The 26700-nt window shown below is 36.4% G+C and carries 14 protein-coding genes; 2 read left to right on the top strand and 12 right to left on the bottom strand.

What is annotated here, in order from left to right; translation table 11 throughout:
- The first annotated feature begins 305 nt into the window (after window positions 1-305).
- Both NYE67_RS03460 and NYE67_RS03455 read left to right on the top strand, forming a co-directional pair.
- On the top strand, window positions 306-572 hold the full coding sequence (locus tag NYE67_RS03460) for a multidrug ABC transporter ATPase (RefSeq protein ID WP_340727005.1): 267 nt from the start codon (window positions 306-308) through the stop codon (window positions 570-572).
- A 278-nt stretch (window positions 573-850) separates the two neighbouring features.
- Window positions 851-2863, top strand: a complete 2013-nt coding sequence (locus tag NYE67_RS03455; protein WP_340729189.1) for an S-layer homology domain-containing protein — start codon at window positions 851-853, stop codon at window positions 2861-2863.
- A gap of 277 nt (window positions 2864-3140) precedes the next feature.
- Here NYE67_RS03455 and NYE67_RS03450 read toward each other — a convergent pair whose 3' ends face one another.
- From NYE67_RS03450 to NYE67_RS03395, 12 genes are all read right to left on the bottom strand, one after another.
- Window positions 3141-5141, bottom strand: coding sequence for an N-acetylmuramoyl-L-alanine amidase (locus tag NYE67_RS03450; RefSeq protein WP_340730879.1), 2001 nt, complete (start codon window positions 5139-5141; stop codon window positions 3141-3143).
- Window positions 5142-5809: 668 nt separating this feature from the next.
- A complete protein-coding gene (locus NYE67_RS03445; protein WP_340729188.1) occupies window positions 5810-5977 on the bottom strand; it encodes a hypothetical protein in 168 nt (55 codons plus the stop codon).
- Between the two features lie 167 nt (window positions 5978-6144).
- The gene (locus NYE67_RS03440) at window positions 6145-7086 is read right to left on the bottom strand and encodes a C40 family peptidase (RefSeq protein WP_340729187.1); all 942 of its coding nucleotides are present in this window, start codon (window positions 7084-7086) and stop codon (window positions 6145-6147) included.
- Window positions 7087-7368: 282 nt separating this feature from the next.
- Complete coding sequence (locus tag NYE67_RS03435) at window positions 7369-8430, bottom strand: CAP and S-layer homology domain-containing protein (RefSeq protein ID WP_340729186.1); 1062 nt, start codon at window positions 8428-8430, stop codon at window positions 7369-7371.
- A gap of 221 nt (window positions 8431-8651) precedes the next feature.
- The gene (locus NYE67_RS03430; protein ID WP_340729185.1) at window positions 8652-12713 is read right to left on the bottom strand and encodes a hypothetical protein; all 4062 of its coding nucleotides are present in this window, start codon (window positions 12711-12713) and stop codon (window positions 8652-8654) included.
- Between the two features lie 410 nt (window positions 12714-13123).
- Window positions 13124-15688 carry an S-layer homology domain-containing protein gene (locus NYE67_RS03425; protein WP_340729184.1) on the bottom strand — a complete coding sequence of 855 codons (2565 nt, stop codon included), beginning with the start codon at window positions 15686-15688 and terminating at the stop codon, window positions 13124-13126.
- Window positions 15689-16081: 393 nt separating this feature from the next.
- Complete coding sequence (locus tag NYE67_RS03420; RefSeq protein WP_340729183.1) at window positions 16082-16744, bottom strand: S-layer homology domain-containing protein; 663 nt, start codon at window positions 16742-16744, stop codon at window positions 16082-16084.
- A gap of 186 nt (window positions 16745-16930) precedes the next feature.
- A complete protein-coding gene (locus tag NYE67_RS03415; RefSeq protein WP_340729182.1) occupies window positions 16931-19849 on the bottom strand; it encodes an Ig-like domain-containing protein in 2919 nt (972 codons plus the stop codon).
- 185 nt (window positions 19850-20034) lie between these two features.
- Window positions 20035-22830, bottom strand: a complete 2796-nt coding sequence (locus tag NYE67_RS03410) for an S-layer homology domain-containing protein (RefSeq protein ID WP_340729181.1) — start codon at window positions 22828-22830, stop codon at window positions 20035-20037.
- A gap of 31 nt (window positions 22831-22861) precedes the next feature.
- Window positions 22862-23110 (bottom strand): hypothetical protein, encoded by a 249-nt coding sequence (locus tag NYE67_RS03405; protein ID WP_340729180.1) that lies wholly within the window; start codon window positions 23108-23110, stop codon window positions 22862-22864.
- Between the two features lie 144 nt (window positions 23111-23254).
- Window positions 23255-24514 carry a group II intron reverse transcriptase/maturase gene (gene ltrA, locus NYE67_RS03400; RefSeq protein WP_340729179.1) on the bottom strand — a complete coding sequence of 420 codons (1260 nt, stop codon included), beginning with the start codon at window positions 24512-24514 and terminating at the stop codon, window positions 23255-23257.
- Between the two features lie 666 nt (window positions 24515-25180).
- A complete protein-coding gene (locus NYE67_RS03395) occupies window positions 25181-26530 on the bottom strand; it encodes an IS1182 family transposase (RefSeq protein ID WP_340729178.1) in 1350 nt (449 codons plus the stop codon).
- Window positions 26531-26700: the final 170 nt, after the last annotated feature.

The following is a 26700-nucleotide window of genomic DNA, read 5'->3' as shown; positions in this document are numbered from 1 at the left end:
TTATATGTAGTTCCCTATTTTAGATGAGTTTTGCTCATGTGGATTAAGACGAACTTAAGTATAATATGGTTACAATTATAATACAATGTTCATACAAAACACATATTAATATTAGAGGAATGTCGTTTTAATAGAATGAAGTTTAATAGAAGCTTCCTGATATATTCGGTATTTTTACGAAGGACGCCACCATTGGGAGCTTGCGCTATTCTTAAACTAAGTTATTCACCAAATTTCTGAGCAATATTCATATTTGCTCATTATCTCCATAAGATGTATATAACACTAGTTTGGAGGTCATAGCATTGCAAAATAATAACCGCAAAAAAAATAACGAAGCAGCACAGGAGAACTCCCCGGTCATTCAGGCAGCTTCACTAGAAGTTATAGCAGGTTTATTAGCTACGCTAGCTGAAGGGATTTCTACGTTTGCAACTGCACTAGCTATACAAGAAGCCCAACAGTTGACTATTAATAATACGAATAATAACGTCGATATAAAAGGTATACAAGAACAGCTAAATTATTTAACTAAAGAAGTGAAAAAAATTTCCAAGGCTTTAAATATTTAAAGATTCATCTTCCATATAAATCGTATCCTCCACACTTTTTCTCCATGTATCTCATTTACTTCTACTGGACTTTTATTGTTAAGCTTAATCCCCTTCATTTATCAAGTAGGTTTAGCATTTAGCTCCATATTGTTAAATCTACTTCATTTTTCTCTATCACACTTCTTCAAAACCATTTTTTTACAATTATATTACAAACGAATAAAAAATTACTATTTTTCTATTATTCATTCTCATAAATTGTTAAAATAGCCAAATAGGGAAAGGAGCGTGAATATGTGTTTAAAAAAATAATTGGACTAGCATTCGCTTTTGTCGTAGCTTTGTCTTTTACAACACAGTCAACATCTCATGCAAATGATATTAAAGGCCACCAAATGGTGAATGAATTAACATATTGGTCAAATCTAGGTGTTATACGACCTGACAGTAAAGGTAACTATAACCCGAACCGCGCTGTTACTCGCGGTGAATTCGCTTCATATATAACGCGTGCACTTCAGTTACCAGCTTCTTCTACATATACTTTTAAAGATTTAAAAGCTGGCAATGGACTTACACTTGATATTCAGGCTGCTGCGGGGGCAAATATTCTAAGTGGTTATCCGGATGGCACATTCCGTCCAAATGAAAAGATTACGCGCCAGCATATGGCAGGCTTTTTACAAAAAGCGCTTCGTTATTCTAACGTTCCGCTTGATGGACAACCTTTAACATTTAAAGACAATAACAAAATAAGCGACCAGTTCAAACCTGCTGTTGCTACAAATGTTTATTACAATATCATTCGCGGTTCTCATACTAATAAAGGTGTATTCTTTGATCCACAAGGAAATGCAACAATCGGCCATGCTGCTGCATTTTTATTCCGTATGAATAGCACTATTGAAAGTTTTGCTGTAAAAGAAGATGACAGTAATGCAGGTCCTGTTGTAACACCACCTGCTCCAAATCCGAATGTTTACTATGTCGGTAAAATTTCAAAAGGCGTTATTGATAAAAATCCAACTGTTTACTTTAACTATGAGCAAGCAGAAGCAGCGTTAAATAGTTCTGGTTCAAACCTTATATTAAAAGGTGACAAAATCATTAAAATGTCTGCAGGTATTGCTTCAGCATCCGCAACTACAGTAACGGTTTATTCAGATCAAAAATTTACTAAGTCGTTATCATATGCAGCGAAAGGCTCTCAATTTAAATACTTTGGAAGCAACGATCAATATGCAATCGTTCAATTAGCGGATACAAAAGGCTATGCGAAAATTGATGAAGTAACATTAACGCCAACAAGCTTAATTAAAGGACAAGATTACTATTTTGTTAAAGGTGGCTATTTAACACATCGAACATATAATCATACTTCACAAAAATATAATTGGGATTATGAAGTTGGCGAAGCACCCGCATTTATGCAGCAAGGGGTACAGTACTATAGCCAAGATGGGGTAAACTTCTATTCGGATGTATTCTTAACGAAAAAAGTAGGGACACATTATTCTTACTTCCAATTCCAATCAATTCGTCAGCCTTCCAACTATACAGCGGAAGAGTTAGATAATATAATCATGACCTTATTATTGGAACGTCAAGCGATTCCAACTTCTCCTCAATACGCCAAAGCACCGATTGAATCTCGTTTAATTGGTATGGGTAAATTATTGAAACAGGTAGAAGCACAATATAATGTAAATGCTTTATTCATTTTAGCAGCCGCAATGCACGAAGGTGATTACGGGGTAAGTAAAAATGCCTTAACGAAAAATAACATTTTCGGTATAAGAGTTTTCGATACAGATCCTACTTTAGGGGAAATTTATGCATCACGTGATGATAGTGTCATGGCATTTATTAATCACTATGTGAACTTAAACTATGCACCACAGTCAGGCGGCTATGCAAAAGGAGCAGCACCGGGCAATAAAACGTCGGGTCTGAATGTTCACTACGCATCTGATCCTTTCTGGGGCAGTAAAATTGCGGGACATATGTTCCGTATGGACAACCGATTCGGCAAAAAGGATTACAAACAAGCTAAGTTAGCATTTGTGTCATATGAAAACGGTCATTTAGTGAATGTCCGTACAGAACCATCAACAAATTCACCAGTTCACTTCACTTATAAAGCAAAATATGTAGGTGAAACAGGCGTGTTTGGTTACCCAGTTGCAATCGTCGAAGAAACGAAGGGTACAGACGGCTATGTATGGTACAAGATTCTTTCAGATAATAACCCGCCTGCTAAACACGGTTGGGTACGCTCTGATTTAGTTCAACTTATTCCAGGAACTTAACTTAAAAATCCAGTACCTCGGTTTTAATCGGGGTACTGGATTTTTTGTATCTAACCTGCTATTCGCCACTTCACGACCTTTAATAGACAAAAATCTAAAGATAATCTCCATTTACCTTCCACTTAATATCCACTTTTAAACACATATTAGACATTTTCAAGAAAATATTCGACACTTTCATTATATAATGTCCACTTACAAAATTTAATCGCCACTTAAACATAAAAAAATCCAAGCTTCTTCCTTTATAAAAAGAGAGAAACTCAGATTTTAAAAACTATTTCGTATAATACTCGACAATACCATTATAAATAGATTGAGCAAAAATTTCGATGTAGTCATCAGATACTAATTTATTGTAATCTTCACTATTTGTTAAGAAACCGAGTTCTACTAACACAGCGGGCATAACTTGTCCTTTAATAACGACATAATCAGCACGCTTCACACCGCGATTATACATTTTAGCATTTTTGACAATTTCATTATTGATGGCAGTTGCTAATGCAAAATCTTCTTTTTCATTTGCATTAGACGTCACACTGTAAAATGTCTCAGTGCCTTTTGCCGTTTCTTTTGAAGCCGCATTTGCATGTAGACTGATGAAAATCTCACCGTTTTCATTTTTCGCATATTTAACACGCTCTTCCAGGCTTGGGAAAGTATCAGCTATACGAGTCATTTTTACCGTTGCACCGTCTTTTTCAAGCTTTTGCTTAACTAAGTTAGCAACTTTTAAAACGATTTCCTTTTCACGTGCATTCTTTTTAACTGCTCCAGGGTCTTTTCCGCCATGTCCTGGGTCGAGCACGATAATGCGATCCTTCACAGCCGCACCCGTTTGGTTAAGTAGCTGTAAATATGTTTTATTAATATAACCATTAATACCGTTGTACGTTATTTCAGCCCAATTTCCTGATAATGAATGTACTTCCACAAGTGTGCCTCGTTTAATTTGACCAAGTGAACGAGATGTACCTAACGCTGACTCCCGAATATGTAATGCATCAACTGTCGCTTTGCCAATTGTATTCGTTAATAGCTGTTGTGGAGGTGTCATCGGCTTTTCTGGCTGACTATTTTCTACTCCACTTTCAGCAGGTGGTTCAGGCGTATTTTGTTCTTCTTCCACTACTGTAGTTGGAGGTTCCACTGTCGGTTTTTCTTCTACTACAGGTGGTGTCACCACTTCTTCTACCGGCAAAGTATCCTGTGTTTGTGAAATGCGGACATAACCTGGTAAACCATTGACTAATGTGACATACCAATTGCCAATTGTGCCATAAACGGCAATTTTTTCTTTATCCGCTAAAGAACTGACAATATCAGAACTAACATCGCGCTTTTGATAGACTTGAATATCATTTAGTGCGTAAACATTTTTTTGAACTTTATTGATTAACTGTCCTGATTCATCAGTAAAATCAACATAATCTTTATAAACATAGGCATAACGCCCTTCGTACGAAACTTTCAGCCAACCATCCTGCTGTACTTCAAATACTTTAAATGGTGTGCCTGTGTTTACTTTTGTTAAAATGTTCGAAGCGTTTGCTGAAGAGGAAGATGTTCGTACATTCAAGTTATCCACTTTTGCTTTTACCGAAGCAATCGCCGCCGAAATATTCGGTACGCTCACACCTTGCACTGGTAATGGTAAACGGTATTTTTCTGAAGATGCACGGGCAATAAATGATGCAAACTGTGCACGTGTTACTGAATTTTTAGGATTATACTTTTCTGCATCTACTGTAATTCCATTAAAGTAAATAGCCGCTACATACGGATAATAGCTGTATGATGGATTAATATCTTTAAATGGTACTTCCAGCTTACCCGTTTCATTAGTATTTAAATTAAAGGCAATCGCTAAAACTTTACTCATTTCTTCACGTGTTAAAGGTGTATTCGGTGCAAATTTCCCTTTTGATTGCTCTGAGAAAAATCCTAATTTTACTGCACTTTCTACATATCCTGAAAGCTCCGTTCCGACTGTTACATCAGAAAACGAAGAATTTTGTACAGTTAAAGGTTTGTTCTTCGTTGCAACAACGACCATTTTCGCCGCTTGTCCACGCGTTACATGTGCATTTGGCTTGTACAGTGTTTTCCCATTTTCAGTGTACCCCTTGATAACACCTGCATTTACTAAATAAGAAATCTCTCCGTATGCCCCGTTTGTAGAAGGGACATCGGCAAAGCTTGTGCTGGCATTTGCCATATTTAATGGGAACATTGACATGAAGATGATTGTCACCGTCATGATGAAACTGCGCATAGACAATGTATAACTCCTCCCTTCTATTAGATAATTATCATTTTACCAAATAATTCATAAAATTAATATGCAGTAAAGTTAGTAAATTGATATTTTTCTATTTTCTAGGGGTTATCTCCGTATTAGGGATGCGTACTGCTAATTTGAATGGAAGGTGTTCTACATTTTGAGCAGGCGGGGCTACTTTTTCCAGGAAAAGTTCTAATTCAGGGAGCGCTTTCTACTTTTGTTACAAACTGTTCTACTTTAGCTGCAATTACTTCTCCTTTCTTAGCAATCGGTTCTACTTTACCCCCACTAGTTTCTAATTTCCCTAGGAGAAGTTCTAATTCAGGGAACGCTTTCTACTTTCACAGCAAACTGTTCTACCTTAGCTGCAAATGCTTCTCCTTTCTTAGCAATTGGTTCTACTTTACCCCACTAGTTTCTAATTTCTCCAGGAGAAGCTCTAATACAGGGAGCGCTTTCTACTTTTGTTACAAACTGTTCTACTTTAGCTGCAATTACTTCTCCTTTCTTAGCAATCGGTTCTACTTTACCCCCACTAGTTTCTAATTTCCCTAGGAGAAGTTCTAATTCAGGGAACGCTTTCTACTTTCACAGCAAACTGTTCTACTTTAGCTGTAAATACTTCTCCTATCTTAGCAATTGGTTCTACTTTACCCCCACTAGTTTCTACTTTCTTCAGGAGAAGTTCTAATATAGTGAGCGCTTTCTACTTTCACAGCAAACTGTTCTACTTTAGCTGCAATTACTTCTCCTTTCTTAGCAATTGGTTCTACTTTACCCCCACTAGTTTCTACTTTCTCCAGGAGATATTCTAATACAGGGAGCACTTTCTACTTTCACAGTGAGCTATTCCACTTTCCTTAGCAAACATTCTAATTCCCCCATTACAAAAAGGAAGCACAAACAATTTCTGTTTGTGCTTCCGATAAGTAAGTACTTCCCTGCAAGGTATATCTATTGATATATGTAGAAGTTACCGAATCTTATTATTAAATTATTGTAAACGGTTAATGAAAGCCGTTAAATGTTTTAACATAACATTATCGTTTGTACCGAATGTACCATCACCTTTACCAACTGTGATGCCGTTTGATGCTAAAATTGAAATGTCGTTATGTGCCCAATGTGATGCTGGGACATCTGTAAACTTTAAATTGTCTGATGCCATTTTTAGATCAAATGCTTTTACTAATACTTTTGCCATTTGAGCACGTGTTAATGGTGAACCTGCATTGAATTTGCCGTTTTCGTCACCTGTGAAAATGCCTAGTTTATAAAGAGCTGTTGCTGCACCTGCATATTTAGAAGATGATTTAATATCCGTAAATGGTGAATTTGTATCAGATGTATCTAAACCTAAAGTTTCTGCTAATTGAATCGCTACTTCACCACGAGATGCATAAACAGTGAAATCGATTGCTGAGTTCTTTACTTCTTCTTTTTCAATAGAAGATGCTGCAGCGACTACTTTTTCACTTTCGCCAAAGCTCGCTACACGTTTAGCGCCTACATATCTTTTCGCCCAATAAGAAGAAGTTAAATTCGCTTCCGTTACGCCTGTGCTTGTACCAGCATGGATAAACTTGTTACCGCCTAATGAAATACCTACGTGAGAAACACCACTGCCGCTTGTATTGAAAAATACTAAGTCGCCTGGTTGTAAATCAGATTTTGAAACGGCTTTCCCTTGTTTATATTGAGCAGCTGCTGTACGACTTAAATCATGTCCTAATTGACTGAACACTAATTTAGTGAAGCCAGAACAATCTAAACCGCTTGCTGTTGTTCCTCCATAAACGTATGGTACACCGATATATTTAGAAGCTGTTGCTGTTAATTCTGAAGCTGATGATGCTTGTACTGTATTCGAACCCATCCCTACACCTGAAAAAATCATGAAAGTTGCAAAGATCGGTAATAAAATTTTCTTTTTCACTTAACTTGAAACTCCCTTCAAATAGGCCTCGATACTGATATTCGAGGTATAACATAACAGAAATCTTTTTTGTTCATGTTTATTTAACCTAATAATAGGGTAACATATATTGTTGTGATGTTATTTTTCACTTGTGTAACAGTTATAGTATTTTTAATATAAAAACAAAAAACACGGAATACCTGCGTTTAAGTGGGGATTCCGTGTTTTAAATAGAAATTAACTTAATCTTAAACTCTCGTTGTAATATTACTGTAATGTAGAACACTAGAATTTACCATATTATTTACTAGAAAAATGCTGAACTACATAATATTTACCATTTTTATCTTTTTCGATACCAATTCCCATATGAGTATACGCACTTTTTAAAATGTTTTCCCGATGTTTCGGTGAAGCCATCCATGCAGCAACGGTCGTTTCAGGTGTTTTAAAATTACGGGCTAAATTCTCCCCATAGCTTGAATATTCATAGTCAAACAATGTTGCCAAATCCCATGGGTTGCCGTAAAACTTTGAGTAATGTTCGAAGTAGTTACGCTTTACCATATCCTTTGCCTTTATAATGGCAAGTTGTGTCAACTTTAAATCTTGATTGACCGCTGTATATCCTGCATTTTTACGTTCCTTATTAACTAAATCCAATATTTTCTTCTCCCACTGCTTATGGTGATTAACTGTATCGATATAGTCTTTCTGTAAAAGGTCATACACGATTTCTAAGTTCTGGACCTTTTGTCTAAATTCCATACCGCGCTTTGTTAATGCGGCTACATGTGCACGGGTTACAAATTCATTTGGCTCAAATTTGGTAGCTGTCTTCCCCTTTACAATCTCTACATCCGCCAATGATTCAATATAGTCCTTTGCCCAATAACCTTTAGGCAAATCTTTAAATTTCGTTTTATTTTTTGAATCAACTTCAACTGCATAGGCAAGGGCAATCATTTTTGAAATATGTGCGCGCTTTAGTGGCTCTTCAGGATTAAATTTGCTTTCATTTTGAATGATCCCTAATTCGGCCAGCTTAGTAATTTCCTTATAATATAAATGATTGCTTGGTACGTCACTAAAGTTTGGGACAAAATCAGTTGTTAAATCTATCCCCATAGTTCGCGCTATTATACTAGCCGCTTCTGCACGAGTGGTCATACTATTCGGCTTGAAGGTGCCGTCTGCAAATCCTTCCATAAAGCCTTTTCCAGCTAGTTCATTAATTACCGGTGCTGCCCAATAACTACTTTTTACATCAGTGAATTTTGGAGCTGTTTGTGCATAAGACGTTGGAGTTTGCACTTGAAATAGACAAGCAATAATAAACCCCGTTGCTAAAAATCGTTTCAACCCAAAAAAGCCCCCTTAATCTGTCATTTCTTACTATTATACTATGATAAATTTGCAAGCATCACAATTATTCGTACTGCCATTACCTATTACTTTCTCACATTTCTTCCTTAAAGAACAAAAAAATATACCTTTTACGAATAACGCAAAAGGTATTGTAACACTTTTTTTATATTATCAATTTTTTTTAAAATTACAAGTAATAACTTCCAGAAAACTTCCTACAATCCTAATTCAAAAATGGCCGCCTGAAGTTTGTTGTAATTTTTCACTAATGCTTTTTGATTTACCGTTAAGCGTTCGAAAGCTGTTTTTGCTGACTTAGCTCTTGAAGCATATGTTCTTAACGTTGAATCCAAATCATCAATTTGCTTTATGACACGTTGCGCTGCCTTTAAGTCTCTCTCAGCTTGCTGAAGTTCCGAGTAGTTTAATACTTGACGCTTCGATCCTGAAGGAAGAGCTTTATATGCAGCTAATGCTTCCGATACATCTGTTTCGAAGTTACTTGAAGTTGAATTTAATGATGCAATAATTGTCATCACTTTTTGTACTTCCGTCATATCAAGTACGGCCTGCTGTAATTTATAGTAGTTTGTTACTTTTAGTTTTTCTTCTTCCGATAACTTGTCATATGCAAGCTTCGCGGCTTCCATATTTCCTTGGAAGTACTTATCGTTCGGCTTCAAACCTGCAATTAATGTGTATACGTGAATGACATTAGATAAATTTGAGTATTGGTCCATGTTATTAACGTATTGTTTTTGTTTGTCATCCAATTTTTTCAATGCATTATTGACTGTGTTGAATTGACGGCTTAAATCATTTCTCGGATTACTTAAACCTTCGATTGCATTAATCGCCGCTTCAATTGGCTTAATATACTTTTCCTGCTCTTTTAATTCCGATTCTAAAGTAACACCTTTTTTGTTTGCCGAGTTTAACGATTTAAAGGCTTCGCGTGCTTCTTTTATTTTCGAAATAAATTCATTGGGTGGTACAGAATTTAAAGCACGAATCATCGCATCTACTTTAGCGCCACCTTCTACATTGAGCTCATGCTCCTGCAATGTCGATAAATTAGATATTTGTGAGGCTAAGTTCGCTGGCAATGCATTAAATAAAACTCTTGCCGCTTGTGTTTCCTCAACAAATGTTTTGCTCGACGGCTTAATCGAGTTAATCGCATTCATTACTTTAAATATTGAAGTGAAATCCCCTAGAAATTTCTCGGTATTTAGTAGTAATGAACGCTCTGACATCGACAATTTTTCATACGCCTTATCAGCCGCATTGTATTTTGAGATAAAGGTACGGGCATTAGATGGATCCAAACCTAAAATATCCGCATCCAATTTTAATACAGGCTTCACTGCACGTTCGCGAGTTGTTAAATCTTTAAAATTTATAACGAGCTTTTGATCTGATTTTGATAAACTGTCATAACTATTGCGCGCTGCAATTAATTTTTCAATATAGCCTTCTGCGGTTGGAATTGCGATATTGATTAATGCCATAACTTCTTTTGCACTAGAAACACCTGATTCAGCTGTCGCAAGTTTTGTAATATTGTGTACTAACTCTTGCTCTGTTAGTGACAATAAAGCGTATTCTGCGCGTATTGCAGCTACATCTATTTCATAAGTTTTAGAGCCTACACGTAATTTTTCAATTCGGTCAATCAAATCTGCAACCTTTAAAATATCTCGTAGTTTTAATACATAGTTATAAACATCTTTCTCTTGCTTTTCTGTTAAGCGGTCATACGCTTTTTGTGCTGCTGCTACTTTACTTGAAAAAGTACGATCAGTATGGACTGGTAACTTTTCAATCTGATCAATGACACGTAATGATGCTTTGTAGTCCCGTTCCAACTCTGTTAAAAGTTTTGAATTACTGACACTGCGCTTCACTGTTGAATCAAGTGCTTTATACACAGCTGAAACCTCTGCTAAATCTTTTATAAATACTTCGCCGGATTTTGTTTTTAACGCATCAATTCTTTGTTCTATAGTAGAAGCAGATGTAATAATACCTTGGAAGTCTAATAATTTCTTGCCATAGTCAGTTAGTAGCTTTGTTTTAATAATATCTAAATCCGTTGTTGGCTCTTCCGGTGGTGTATATGAATTTAATAATTGATCAAACTTATTTTGAGCCATAGATAGCTTTTCTTTGAAATCCGTTGCAGTCGGACGTATTGCATCTATTTCCTGCATTAACTTTGCGATTGGTAAAAGCTCTTCTAGTTTTGCAGCATTGGTTACAGTAGCCTTCATTATATCTGATAGTTTATTAAAAGATGCTTCGGCTATAGTTGTTTTACGTGCAAAGTCTTTGGCTTCTACATCAATAGCATCAATTGCTTTAATTGTATCTAGGGCAGCCTTGTTTGCTCTCTCTATGTCAGTTAACACTTTTATATTTTTTACTAAACGTTTGCCATTTGCGGATAAGGAATTATAAGTTTCACGTACTAAAACGATTTTTTGTAAATCAATTGAAGTCGGATCTTGCAACGCTAAAATATCGGCATCCAATTGAACAGCTACTGTTTGCTCAGTTTGTTGTGCTTCTAAGTAAGACTTCAAAAATACATGAAGCTTTTCAATATTTTGGGCATCAGTTGGTGGAATTGCACTTTTAAATGTATCCCATGTGTTCAATATACCTTGTACTGTAATTAAATCATCCGCATATGTTTCGCTTGTTACTTTTAATGTGACAACTTGGTCGGCAACCTTGGCAATCGGCAGTAATGCTTCAAGTCGTGCACGGTTCTTGACAAGCTCTTGCTCTTTCGAAGTTTTTCCTTCTTCTGCTTTAATTTTTGCATACGAAGATTCTGCTGTACGCACTTTTGTCACAAAACTCGTTGTTGCCGATATTTTTCTTGTATCTGCTAACTTTTCATCATCCATATTCGCAAACACTTCTGTTTTAATTGCATCAATTTGCTTATTAATATTGGCTGCAGTGGATGAAGATTTTTCCCAGGATGCGAGTAAATCTAATGTATCCTTTAATACATATTTACGTTCTATTGTGGATAATGCATTATACGCTTTTCTTGCATCTGCAACAATAGAACTCTTCTCTTCATATGTTGCTGTATCAATTTTTGTAATTTCCCCTTCGACTTTTACCGCACTTTCAATAGCCTTTGTCATTTCTACTAATTTATCAAAGTTCACTACCAATCGAATGTCAAGAGGGTCGAGGGCATTATAGAGATTTTCTACTTTTTCTACTTCTTCACGGAATTCCTCTGTATTTGCAGGTAATTTAGATAATCTGCTGATTTCGTTTACTACATTTAAAACTGTTGCAAACGGTTTTAATTCATCCGCATTTAATACTAACTTTTTTTGAACATCCGTTAATTGTTCATATTCCTTAACAAGCGCATTTACCTTTGAATTAAATGTGGCAGTAGTTGGCGGATTTTGAACTAAATCAGTAATTTTATCTTCCACCGTTTGCGACTTTTTAATATCAGACTCTGCATTTTTTAAATATTGTTCTATCCCTGTATTATTTTCTACTATTTGGACTTTCAATACATTTTTAAAAGTTGAATCATTTATTGCATTAAATGCAGTCCGAGCATTTGCAACAGCAATAATATAGCTTTCCTTATTAAAAGTATCTGTTTCAATTGATGTCGTTATTGGACCGATGTGTTCTTGAATAAATAGGTCAATTTTTAATGCTTGCTCTTCAAATGATTCTAAATTACTTAAAGAAGCCTGAGTAACATATTTAGTGACAAAATCAGTTTGACCCTTTTCATCATAGTAGAGCAGTGTTTCTAAAAAAGTTCCTGCATGACTACTTACGGCATTATTTAATTCAATAGAATTATTCTCTAAATCCATCTTTAATTTATCAAGTGCATCTTGTGCTGCGCTTCTATCCGCTACTAAATTTTTATTAGCATTCGTTAATTTTGAAATTAGATTTTTCACTATTGCCGCATCTTGCTTTAGTTGAAGAAAACTTTCTAAATACGTCAGCTTTGCATCGATTATCGGCATAACCTCTGCATATTCTTCCTTATCTTTATATGTATTGTAAATGGTTCTTTCTTGAGTGAGTTTGGCAGCTGTTAATTCTTCATCTGCTATTTTAAAACCTTTTAATAAATCTTCTGCGGTAATGGGAGCCACTACATTAAATGGTGTTGGCGTTTCACTCGCCTCTACTTCTCCAGCTTGTGCGATAATTGCTGGTGTAATTAATAGACCAGCCATTAAGCCTACCTTTAAGTTTTTCTTCATCATGTAATCCCTTCCTTCACGGGTACTTCGCCATAGTACATAATTCTAATTTAACTATCGGCAAATTTTCAGAAATATTTAGTTAATATCTCCTTAAAAGGTGTGGTGAGAACGGATTGTGGCAACTCATTTTCAGCTCAAGTTGCTGTATTTTGTAGAAAATATTTTGCAGTGAATACTTTATTCGCCACTTCAATTAGTTTATTAGTCAGAGATAAGCTCTTATTATTCAACTCCAATTAGATATTAGTCAATCAAAACTATATAATCGCCACTTTAAAAGGTATATTCGCCAATACAACTTTTAATGGATAATTTTATAATTTGTTAGCCACTTCCTACAGCATATTCGCCACAATCCCTCGTATAAACAAAAAAATCACCTATCCAACTAAGAATAGGTGATCCTTCCATTATAATGCGTCTGTATATAATTGGCCTGCTGGTAAATACTCAGACATGCCAATTTCCTCAAGACCATTTTTGATTTTCATTGTATAGCCATATTTATTAACCGATAAATAATTTGCTTTTGAAATAATCATTTCTTCATATAATGGTAATTGTGATGGATCCACATCTTTCCAGTATTTATACGAGTTAATTAAGTCTTCAAGTGTTAAATGCTGATAATCATCACCTGCAAATTCGCCTTTTGCATTGACACGGTACCAAATATCACCATTTGAACGAATCCATTTATTTTTCTCGATCTGTAATGCACGGCTAACTGCTGTTGCGGCTTCTAAATATTTTGCATCTTGGAATTCCTGATAAGCCAAAAGTAAAATATTCATTCCACCAAGTAAATGGTTCATGGAAGCGTGTGTCGTTACCTGCTGATTAACCGGGAAGTAATCCGAAATATAATAGGCATTGCTATTAATATTTATAACATGTCCGGCTGCTTTACGAGATGCTAAAAGGTCAGCGTAATTGCGTAACGGTTGTTTATAGTTAGGGATATTAAATTCTGCACCAGAATTATAATAGAATAACGCAATTTGCTCATTGAAGCGAGTGTCGATAAATGGTGCTGTTATATCGTACAAGTTCTTTAAATACGTACTTGTTACTTCTGTCTTCCAATAAGGTGCATCACCTTTAAATTTATCTAAGCTGATGAACGAATTTTTCACTACGTTTGCAAAATAACGATCGCCTTGTTCTTTAAATAATACAAGCGCTCGATCCTCTTTAACTAGTAGTAGATTACGTCCAAATCCTTGATATGATTTTGGCATTGGCTCTGTTGTTGTAGCCATTTTATTGAATGGACCTTCTGCAGTATACCAGCTGTTACGCTTTTTATAGTTTAGAGCTGTTTCAAGCATCCAGCCATTCATATTTTCATCTGTTTTAAATAATCGCTCGTTTGAATCCATATACCATGTATCAACAATATCATTTCCATTTGATACTAATGTATAGAAGCTAAATAACTCTTCCCCTAACAACGCGTAAGAATATGCCTCATATTCTGATTGCAGGTCACGCATATAGCTTGTGCCGCCTGTATCTTTATAGCTTTGTGTCAACTGTTTTGAACGATAAGCTTGTCCTACCATTCGATCTGTTGCCAGCTTTTCATTAGACATAATACGTAGTAACCCTGTTGGATAGGATGAGGAATCATATCCAAATACATCATTTGCATTTTTTTCAATCGGGAAACGATCATAACGATATAAACGGTAATTTGTTACATTCGATGCTTTATGGAATAAGTCTACTGTTAACTTTGAATTCCCTTTGTTTGTTAATGTTGTAAATACAAAGTCATCCCCGTTTTCCAATGCACGAATTGTGACCTTCACAGTCGCCCCTTGATTGCCGACTGCATAATTATAAATCGTATCTTTCGCAACACCGTAAGTTTCAGTCGTTGTTCCTTTAAATGCAATCGGTGCTGTTGAACGAAGATAAAGAGGATTTGTATCAGATGTTACTTGTACAAAATTCATTTCTGTTCGGTTAACTTTAAAAGTCTTTGAAACATCAGCAGCTTGTACTGTATATTCATTTTTAGTAATTTTATTAGTTGCAACGAGTGCGCGGTGAAGCATAACAGAAAATGTCACACGGTTTACAGTCGCTTTCGGATCGAATGTACCGTCTTCACGACCTGTAGTAATACCATGCTGGGCAAGAATTTTTACATTTTCACGATGTGACTCACTAATTTTGTTCCAGTCTTTGAATGTTAGTGTTGCTCCAGTATCTTTTAAGTCAAATGCCCGTACTAAAGTAGTTGCCATCTGTTCACGTGTTAATGCATCGGATACGCCAAAGCGACCATCTGGTTTACCACCAAAAATCCCTGCATTATATGTAGAGAATACCCCTTGCAAAAAGCTCGATTTATTACTAACATCCGAAAATTTATTTTGATATTTTGCGTCAGGAAGCTTTAGTGCGCCTTTAAAGAGATTTGCTGCCTGGCCACGGTTAATATTTAAGTTTGGACGAAATTCTGCATCCGGATAACCGCCGATAACACCCATTTCAACAAGTTGCATTACTTCATTTTTTGCCCAAAAGCTATTTGGAACATCTGCAAGTTTTTGCTTAACCGTTAAATGAGAGCCTGTTTGCTGCGCTTTTGCTGGTTGCTCTGTTGTATTGTTTTGCTCTGTATCTGCTGTTGATTGCTCTTTACTTTCTGAAACATCCTGTTCTTCCGTTATTGCTGGTTTCTCAGGTATTGCTGCTTCTGGCTGAGCCGGTGTTGTACTGTTCGATTGTTCTGGCTGTACTTCAGTGGAACTTGATGTCGCCTCTTTTTCAGCCGTCACTGTATCCTGTTGCTCGACAGTATTTTCAACGGAGCTTGTCGATTGATTTGTAGTTGTTTGTGGAATTTGTACCGTTGGATTTTCAGCTTCGGCTGTTCCTTCTACGTTTGCATAAGTTGCACCAGGTAATGCAGTAGAGAAAAATAACAGCGAGGCTAACAGTGCTGATTTAATTTTTGACATTAGAACGAATTCCCTCCTTTTTTTCAATAACGTTATAAATTATACCGAATATTCCCTGTTATTTCATTGAATAATACAATTTTTAATAGAATAGTAATATTTCTTTTTAAGTGTAGCATGAAGGCTAGTATAGTGCGATGGTAATAGTTGAATCAGTTTCTATGTTTTACTTAGTTGGAACAGAGCGAGACTAATTTCCAGGTTAATTTCTACTTTCCGGATTAATGGTTCCACTTCCCTCTGTAATGTTTCTACTTTCCCCATTATAGTTCCACTTTCTGCATTTACCTTTCTACTTCTTACCGAAGAGTTTCTACCTTCCGCCGGCTTCATTTGTAATACCAACTAAAAAATACACTTGAGCTTAATTCTCTCAAGTGTATATCTCAAAAACTATTCCACACTAATAACTGTTAAATCATCTGATTTAGCCTCGATTGCATTATATAAAAATGTAGCTAATTGACCGCGCGTTAATTTCATATTCGGACTAAATGTTGTGGCTGTCGTACCTTTTGTAATTCCGTAATCTACTAACGTTTGAATATACTGTTTTGTCGCTTCATCAGTAAGTTTATTGACATCCGTAAATATCGTTTTCGACTGAGTAGATTGTTGTAATTCAAAACCTATTGTTAACATTTTCGCTAACTGAGCACGCGTTAAAGTGGCATTCGGTTTGAATTCATTGTCATATCCACTGACGATTCCTTCCTTTTCCAAGGCTGTTACTGCATTATAGTATTTACTTGAAGAAGGAACATCTTTGAACAAAGAGTTCTTATAGGTAATTCCCCTTAACCCCAGCGCATTTGCTAGAAATAGGGCTGCTTCTCCACGTGTTGCCGGTTGTCCAGGTTCATAAGTAGTTGCTGTCGTACCCATAATAATTCCATTATTGTATAAGTCTAAAATAGCTTTTGCATGTGAGTTGGAATCTTTTACATCAGTAAAAGGATTTTTAATGGACGCTTCGACAGGTAATCCCGTTATCGGAAGAATTGTAGCGACTATGAAAGCCAGAGTAATAATGGATGTGTAAAATATTCTTTTCATCTCTAATATTTTCCTTTCTATTAAGGCATTAGCGCAATTATACAATACATTTCCCTGTAAATGTATGTTGTATTTCCTTTACTTTTCCCATGTATTAACAATATGGCTAGTACAAAAAAGAAAAACCAATTTTCTATGAGGAAAATGGTTTTTCTAGTTGGGACTTTATCACATTCTATAAAAACATTAATTGCTTAATAAGGATGCTTTTAAATCAATAGTATCAACTACCGAATTACCCGCTTCATCTTTTACAGTTCCCACTGCAGCACCTTTTTTAACAGTTACGGTAGTACCTGCTGTAAGGTTATCCGTTAATGTAACCGTTACTTTATTGCCTGTTGTCGATGAAGCCACTGATGCTATGCCTATTGCTGTACCTGAAGCATTTTCAACTACAAATGAATCAGTACCCAGTCCGCTTACATTTTCGCTAAATGTCAGTTCAATTTGGTTGGCTGATAGGAATGTTGCTGCATTTAGTACTGGGCGAATGTTTTCTTTTAAATTTACTTCTGCTGTTAAAGATGGTTGTGTTGCAACTGAATTTTTCGCCTTTACACCCCTAATAAGTAATTCACGTGGTCCAGATGATGTTGTTTCATTAGGTGCTAGAGTTAAAGTGACTGTATTTAATGCTCCACTTGATACTTGAGCATGCGTTACTCTAGCATTTGGGATAGAATAATTGCTTACTATAGCAGCTGTATTCGCGTCAAGATCGTGATTAAACACTAATCTTACTTGATTGTTAGTTAATGTTGAATCTGTCGTTGATGTTGTGACAGCTGGTGTTTCTAGTACATTATTATTGTTTGCATAATCTGTTGTACGTTGGAAAGTCACAGCCTTATTTCCAGCATTGATACCATATGCACTTTTCAATTCTGTAAATGATAATGTTACATTATAAGTAGCATTATCGGCATCGCCAGCACCTAATAAGTCGTCTAACTTCACACGCAATACTGATCGATTATTATTGTCTCTATAGGCAAGGTTTGTTGCTGTTCCGTTGAATGTATGTGTAACGCCACCTTTTACATAGTTACCTGTGGCAGTTACGCGTGATGCTGTTACTAAATCAACCTCTCTATTTAATGTAATATCCAAATATTCGAAGTTTCCATCTCGCGTTACTGTTGTAGCTGTTACTTCCGGTGCAGCACTATCAATTGTGAATGAATGTGTATTGGCAAATGTATTCGTTTCCCCTGAAATATCTGTAATTGTTCTGCCAGGAGCTGTTCCAATATTGTATACGCCATTCAAATCAGATGTGGCAGTAATCGTAAAGGAACGATTGTCACCAGGAACCTCATCAATAGCAGTAATAGCATTAATAGAAGTACCTAACCGTAATTCTAAATCTGCAATTGCCGGCTTACGGATGCGCTCTGAAAATGTCAGTTTGAACGTTCTAGGCCCTGTTTGTGAAATGCTTGTAAGTGTCGGCTTCACACCATCAGCCCCACCCATTGTAAAACTAGTAGTTAATGGATTCGGTGAACTGAAATTTCCTGCTATATCGCGTAAACCTGCAAATGTTACAGTAATTGGCGTATTGGCAGCTAATGGTTGGCCGTTTACCATAGCATTCGACAAATCAAAATCTGCATACCAGTTTCCTGTTCCAATATCTCCGGTAATACCCGTTACATTCGTTCCATTCGCCAGTCTAAATGTAATACTACTATTACTAAATGAACGTAATGGTTCCGAGAATGTGACGCGTACTGTTTTTGCATCTCTATTGACTGTGCTTATCAATGTAGGCGCAACCGTATCTGTTGCGAAGTTGATTATTTCATCATATGGTGTGACCGATGTCCCTGCCGCATTTTTCACATCTTTTACTTTTACGACATAGCGACCTGATAATGCTGCCACTCCATTTGTTGAAATCGTTAAAGTACGACCATCCTCACTTAATTGCCCCTGTGTAAAAGCAATCGGATTTGAATTATCCACACCTGTTATAGTGATGTAGTTCGCTATTTGTGCTTGTGTTAAGCTAGCTGGGAGATTTACTCTTTGGTTAAATTTAATTTCTACTTGACCGCCATTTAGCGCTTTTGCTGAAGACACTTTCACTTCTGTCACGGTATACGTTACTTTTGCAGAATAATCTTTTCCACCAATTTTAAACGAGACTGTTGTTTCCTCATTTTCAGGCAGGTTGTTTTCCAGCGTAACGTTATGCTCGGAATTATCACTTAATATTACTTTTAAAGTGTTGGCTCCTGTCACCTCAGCAGTTTTTACTGTTAAGTTTGCTTTGTAAGTTACAGTAGCCGTATATTTTTTTCCTGCAATATCAAAAGTAACGGTTGTCTCTTTACCTTCCTCTAGAGCTGTATCTAATTTCACTGTATGAACAGTATCATCTTCAAGCGTAACTCTTAATGTAGAGGCATCTACTACTTCTACTGCTTTGAAATTTGATTCTGGTGCTTCTACTTGCAACAATTTAAATAAGAATGATGAAAACTGACCGCGTGTAGTGAAACCTTTTGGATTAAAGTTTGGTACACCTGTCACATTATAGTAATCCAATACTCTAATAGCTGAGCGAGCCTCTGCTTTCGCCGCATTATAATCGACAACATCTTCTTTAAAATTTTGCTTCTGTACATGCCCTACATAGTCAAAACCATTAATGTTTGTATAGGCACGCACTAAAACAACTGCCATATTTTCACGTGTAATAGAATCGTTTGGTAGTAATCTGCCGTTACTTCCATTAAATACACCATTATCTTTCACTAATGCAGCATACTGTAAAAGCTCATCCTGTGATGTGCTGCGTAAATCGGTAAAACGCATATTTGTTTTATAGTCAGCGGGTACCTTATACCCTTGTGATACTAAGTATTTACCTAATAATTTCACCACGTCTGATCTAGTTAACGTACGATTAGGCTTAAATGTCCCGTCCGGGTATCCTGAAATAATTCCTTGACTGACAAGGGACTCAATGGCTAATTCATGTGTATTTCCTGCTGTATCGGAAAAGCTGGCTGCACTAACTGCTGGAACAATTGCTGAGGCAACTAAAGTGGCCGTTGCGGCTGATGCTACAAATTTTCGGTACTTTTTCTTCATAGTAATTAACCTCCTAGTATTCTAACACAGTAAAATTACTGTAATTTTACTAAAACGCTTACAAAGTATGCGATTCCACTAATTGTTAGAAAATAAACTATTTTTAAATAAGTTAGTTCTAAAGGATTAAAAAATCAAAAAGGGAGCATATCTATCGAAATAGATATGCTCCATATATTAGAAATTTAATATTGATACCAAACAGGGACAGAATAAGGAGTTAACAGTTCTAATTTGTTACCTGATTTATCAGAAATCACTGAGTTATTCGACAAATATACCGTAACACTATCAGTAGTATTTAGCTTAGTTTGAAGTACGACCATATACTCCATATTATTATTATTTATTGGATAAATGGCAATATTGCTTGCAATAGTTCCATTTATATTAATATTAAATGCATTATTATTTACATTTTCAACTGGCTCACTAAATGAAATTAAAAGTGTATGTGTATTCGTATTTACATTTGCATTCGCTGTAATACTTGAAATTGTAGGTGCTATATTTTCTTTAAATCCAACTAACTGTGTATAAGGGGCCATCTGTACAGTTGAGTTAGCTGCACGTAAATTATTAATAATTAAATACTCTGAATAATCTACAGCAATTGTACCTGGTTGTATTTCTAAATACACTTTATTTTGCTCATTAACGCGTACATCCGCACTTTTAATCGGAATGCCTCCAAGACTATAGTTCGAAATATTTCGTGCCAATGCTGGATCTACATTCGTATTGAAAGTTATAACCATTGTATTTTTTGGAATACTGTTATTTAAATTGGGAAACGTTGATGTTTCAACACTTCTTACCGTTAATATTTCCTGTGTCTGTACTGAATCATAACCACGTGTAAATGTGAAATTATTAACATTATTTACGATTTGCCCATGCTCACTACGAACACCAGCAAAATTGGCATTTACCGAAAATATATAATTTGTATAGTTTTTTAAGTCCGTTTCATTTAATAAGTTGCTTAGTTTAACACGAGCTACATTATCTTGCTTTGATGACTTTTGGACATCCGCAATAAAGTTTTCTTTAATAGGGTGCGATAAATTACTTAAAATATAGCTTCCCGTAATTGATACTTTTGATCCGACTGGTGTTTCAATATTACGATCAAATGTAAATTCTAAATACTCTATCCCTTGATCTTTCACTACGTTTGTTGCAATAACTGTCGGTACTGTAGTATCAACGGTAAAATTAAAAGCTGTCGAGAACGTATTTACTTCACCTGATAAATCCGTAATATAATATCCAGGTTTCGTTGAAATTGTTACAGAACCAGTTAAAGCATTTTTCGTTGTGACAATGACACTTTTTGCATCGGAAGTATCTTGTTCAATTTTATCAATTGCATTATTAATATTTCCTTGAACAACAGCAAGTTCATTACTTAAAGGTAGGCGAATTTCTTCAGTAAATGTTAATTTGAATTTTTTCGCACCGAGTTGAGTAACGTTTGCAATCGTAGGTACGATACCATCTTTATTTCCTTTTGTAATTTGTGCTGTTAATGGATTCGGTGACGATAAGTTATTTGTTATATCTAAAATTGTCGGGAATGTTACATGCACCGTTGTTCCAGGATCTAAAATACGTCCATTAGCAGTAGCAGCCGATAAATCAAATGTCACTTCTGTTACATTATCAAGAGATCCTTCTTTTACATTTAATACTGGTGTTCCATTAGCTAATTTATATATTGCTGTCCCATAGGACTTTTTAATTGGTTCACTAAAAATAACCTTTGCTTTCGTCGCAGAAATATTTTCTGATTTTAATACTGCTGGAGCTGTTTTATCCGCCACAAGTGTTGCAATATCATCATATTTTATAAGTTTTTTAGCTGTAGCTGACTCTACACCATCTACAACAACACGATAGCGACCTTCCAGCCCCGTTGTCGCATTAATAGTCACAGTTAATGTACGTTTATCTTCACTTAACTGTCCTTTTAATAATTGAACTTGGCCAAGCCGGTCAATGCCTGTTACTGCAACAAGCTTATTTATAGCCGCTGTATTTATCTCTGTATCCATCTTCACCGGCTGATTAAATGTTATTGCGATTTGTCCACCGTTCGGATTTGTAACAGAAGAGATTTTTAAATCCGGTACTTCAAATTTCACCTTTGTTGTAAAACTTTGTTCTTCCACTTCAAATGTCACTTCAGTTTCAACATTTTCCACTAAAGGAGTTTTTAAGCTTACAATATAAGCTTTGTCATCTGATAACACAACACGCAGTTTATCTACTGCCTGGACTTCCACTGTTTTAATTGTTAGGACCGGTTTTTCTGGCTCAGGCTTCGGTACTTCAATTTGCAGCATATTATATAAGAACGTAGCGAACTGACCACGTTTTGTTGGATCTTTCGGATTAAATGTCTTTTGTTTAGTTACACCATAGTAAGCAAGTGTCTCAATCGACTCCTGATGTTCTACAGTTGTTCGATGTAAATCACTAATATTTGATTTATATTCGGAATCAAGCATTGGTGCTACATAGTCATATTCATTAATTACTTTAAAAGCACGCACTAAAACAGTCGCCATCTGGTCACGACGCAGTTGATCACGATGCATAAGCGCACCATTACTCCCCTGGAATACCCCAACATCTTTTACTAATGCCGCATATTGCAGAAGTTCATCCTGAGATTTTGCCGTTAAATCGGTAAAGCGCATTTTTGTTTTATAATCTTCTGGTACCTTATGACCTAAAGAAACTAAATATTTCCCTAATAATTTTACAACATCTGAACGCGTCAAGTTTTGATTCGGCTTGAATGTGCCATCCGGATACCCTCCGATAATGCCCTGCTCGGATAATGAAGTAATCGCATTTTCATGACCACTACCTTTTATATCTGAAAATGATGCTGCACTAGCTACCGGAACAATTGCTGTAGATGCTAGAACAACAGCTGTTGCTGATGCTAGAAATCTAGTATTTTTCTTCATATGTAACTCCCCCAATAATTAAATGATAGTTTTATATATGTAACAACTTTATTTGATTATGACTAACTTCAGAGATTACTAGATTTGAATGATCAGAGTAAACGGTCTTATCGTTATCCATTAAAACGAACTCTTCCACAACTACTTCTTCATATTTCAAATTTTTAAACAGCGGTATCATTTCTTTACAATGAATTTCCAGGACGTTCATTTTTGATTGAAAATACCCTTGAACTTCCAACAGAAGCCCATTTATTTTCAATTGACTAAAAAAATGCATAATAATCCCTCCATAGTAAATATTGTATAGAATTATACTATATTTTACAAATTTTCTCAATCGAGTAGGAGACTAGCCATTAATTGGCTAGTCGACCTCTCACACCACCGTACGTACGGTTCCGTATACGGCGGTTCAAAAGTTTTATGTTGGATTTATGATTGTAGCGAGGTTCTTCAACTTGAGTTTTAACCAATATTTATTGTTTAATGCTCGATTGACGATTGGATTGTTCGAGGAGCGCCAGTACCCTTTGCGGGTATTGGCCATTTTATAGGCATCATTATGGCTGATTCCTAATCTTTTGAGGTTTCTATATTTTGAGATGGTTCTTTTCCATTCTTTCCATCGACATGCCCTTAATCTTCTTCGAATATGGCCATCTATTTCCTTTGCGTAGGACTGTATGTCGGCAACTTTGAAATAGTTTCCCCATCCTTGAATTAAGTAGTTGATTTTCTGAATGCGCGATTCCATATCAATTGAATAATTACGATTTGTAATATACTTAAGCTTTTCTTCGAATCGCTTCTTGGATTTCTTTGGCACGTATACCCTGATTACACCTCTGGCGTTATAGAAGCTCACACCTAAAAATACACGTGCTATCGGCTTTCCCACTGCTGATTTCTCTTCATTCACTTTTAATTTTAGTTTCTTTTCGATAAATGCTGTAACGCCTTCTTTAACTCGTTCTCCTGCTTTTTCGCTTTTGACATAGATGTTGCAGTCATCTGCGTAACGAACGAATTTATGATTACGTTTCTCCAGTTCTTTATCAAGTTCATGAAGAATAACGTTACTCAATAATGGACTTAAGGGTCCACCTTGCGGTGTACCTTCTTTAGAGTAAATAAAAGTTCCATCTATCATGGTACCAGCGTTTAAGAAACTTCTTATTAGCTTTAATGTGGGTTTACATAAAATATATTTCGCCATGAGTGACATCAGCTTATCATGCTGAACTCTATCGAAGAATTTCTCTAAGTCTATGTCTACGACAAACTTATAACCGTCCTCAATGTAACTTCTTGCTTGTTCAATAGCTTGATGAGCACTTTTATTTGGGCGAAACCCATAACTATAATTACTAAACATTGGGTCTAGTATTGGGGTTAACACTTGTACAACCGCTTGTTGAATGACACGGTCTGTGACCGTAGGAATTCCTAAAAGTCTTTTCCCTCCATCTGGTTTGGGAATTTCGACTCTTCTAACCGGTTGCGGTTTATACTTACCTATTTTAATCATTTCGATAATCTGAGTATTGTTCTCTTTTAAGTATTGGCGGGTTGCCTCTATATCTTTCGCATCGACACCGGCTGCACCTTTATTTTTACGCACCTTCTCAAAAGCTTTGTTTAAATTATCTCTATTTACTATAACGTTGATTAATCCTTCCATATGTTCGCGTGTGGGTAAGGAATGCACATGCAAAATTCCACGCTATTCCTATTCTTAGGGTATTCCGTACCTTTTCTTAGGATAGACTTTTCAGTTCTGTGTCTTCATTCGCATGTAATACCCTTATACACGTTCACTCCTTTCGTTCAGCCCTTCCCATTACTGGTACTATGGCTTCTGCTGACTTCTGACGATTCAGTTGTACATCACTGCACAGGTTCCTCTTCGGGTATTCATCAGATCTCCCGGGGTAAGTCTGCCCACTTTCCTCTCATCTATCTGCCGCATCTATTGATTCATCTTCCGAGGATATTTGGGACTTCAGTTTGTTTGGCAACCTTATCCAGAAAAATCAACCTCATGCGATTCGTATTCCTCAGACCAAGATTTTGCCTACGACTTCCTTCAGATTCCGCGTCGCCACGGACACCCTTGTCTTCAGCTAGTGGTTCGCATATCCTGACGCCCACAGTGAACTTTCATCACCTAGTTGACAAACATGCCCGGCACACCAAAAAAACTCTCTCTATAAAAATAGAGAGAGTTTCAGATTGTCGACAAAAGGCCTCGAGAGTTCGTCTCTCGATGCCTTTTGTCTTTTCTTTCCCCAAATTAATGGATAAGATTTGGGGAACGTATCTCCTCTTCGAGGGAAGATGCCCTCATCTAAGCTCCTTGCCAAGTCCATGTGGCAAGTTTCTTCAAGTTCATGGCAGCAAAAGTAAGCATCGCCTGCATGGACAATTTTTTAAGGCCTCTTAGCGTTGTCCATCGCATACCATGCTTTTCTTTCGCATCCGCAAAGACACGTTCAACCGTCTCTTTTCGTTTTGCATAAATGGATTTAATTTCATGATGATGACGAAGATGTTCGGCTTCTTCTAGATAATCTGCCCAAATATGTCGCTGAATCATTTTCGTATGATTTTTACTTTCCGTACATTGTGCTAGAAATGGGCAATCCGCACAAACCGCTGGATTCGATTTGTATTGGCGATAGCCTTCTTTCGTCGTCGTTGTATAGCGCAACATCTGGTCATTCGGGCAAATATAGCAATCATAGTGCTCATCATAGACATACTCATGTTTACGGAAGAAGCCATCTTTCGTTTTCGGTCTTGTATAAGGAAGAACAGGCAACATTTGATTTTCTAATAAAAAGTTCGTAATCGCAGGTGTTTTATAAGCCGCATCCGCAGCAACAGCCACAGGCTTTTTCACACGATGAATGACCTTTTCAACAAGCGGTTGCAGTATATGACTATCATGTATATTGCCAGGTGTCACAATCGTTCCTAATACAAAGCCACGTTCATCTGTCGCTGCATGAAATGAATAGGCAAATTGTTTTGTTCGTTCGTCCTTCACATAGTAACCACTTTCAGGGTCCGTTGTGCTCTCTTTGATTTCTTTCCATTCTTCCTTTTCAAACTTCTCCGGTGGAAATGGCTTTATTCCGTTCTTTTCACGGTCTATGTTTAGTTCTTCCTGTAGCTTTTCTTCATAAGCACATGTCTCTTTTCGAACCATTTTTTTATCAAATTTTCGTTTATTCGCACTTGCCTTAACATGCGTGGAATCAATAAAGATATGGTCAGCTGATAATAAACCTGCATTAACAATTTCTTTCAAGATGCGATAGAAAATCTGTTCAAATACATCTGTATCCTCAAAACGCCGTGTATAATTTTTGCCAAACGTCGAGAAGTGAGGAACTTCTGTATGAAAACCGAAACCTAAAAACCAGCGATACGCTACATTCGTTTCAATTTCCTTAATCGTTTGGCGCATAGAACTAATACCAAAAACGTATTGAATTATTGTCATTTTAAATAAGACAACAGGATCAATACTTGGTCTACCGAAAGGTGAATATAAGTTTTCAACTAATGGATATACAAACGAAAAGTCAATGGCTGCCTCTAATTTACGTACGAGATGATTTTCTGGAACAAGCTGTTCAATCGTCAACATTTCTAATTGATTACGTTCATTCATTTGGTTATTAGTCATCATATCGGGACACCTCTTTGATTTAGATAAACTATATAAGAAAGGATATATCAAGTTGATTGGAATGGAAGGGGCGACTTCTGCGGGAAAAGCGGGACTGCCGATACACCGCAGGAGCGTAGCGACGAGGAGGATTGGCACCCGCCCGCGAAACGCGTCCCCTGGAATGGAAA

The organism is Solibacillus sp. FSL W8-0474 (genome assembly GCF_038004065.1).
Lineage (GTDB): Bacteria > Bacillota > Bacilli > Bacillales_A > Planococcaceae > Solibacillus > Solibacillus faecavium.
This window is presented reverse-complemented; position numbering and strand designations above follow the sequence as displayed.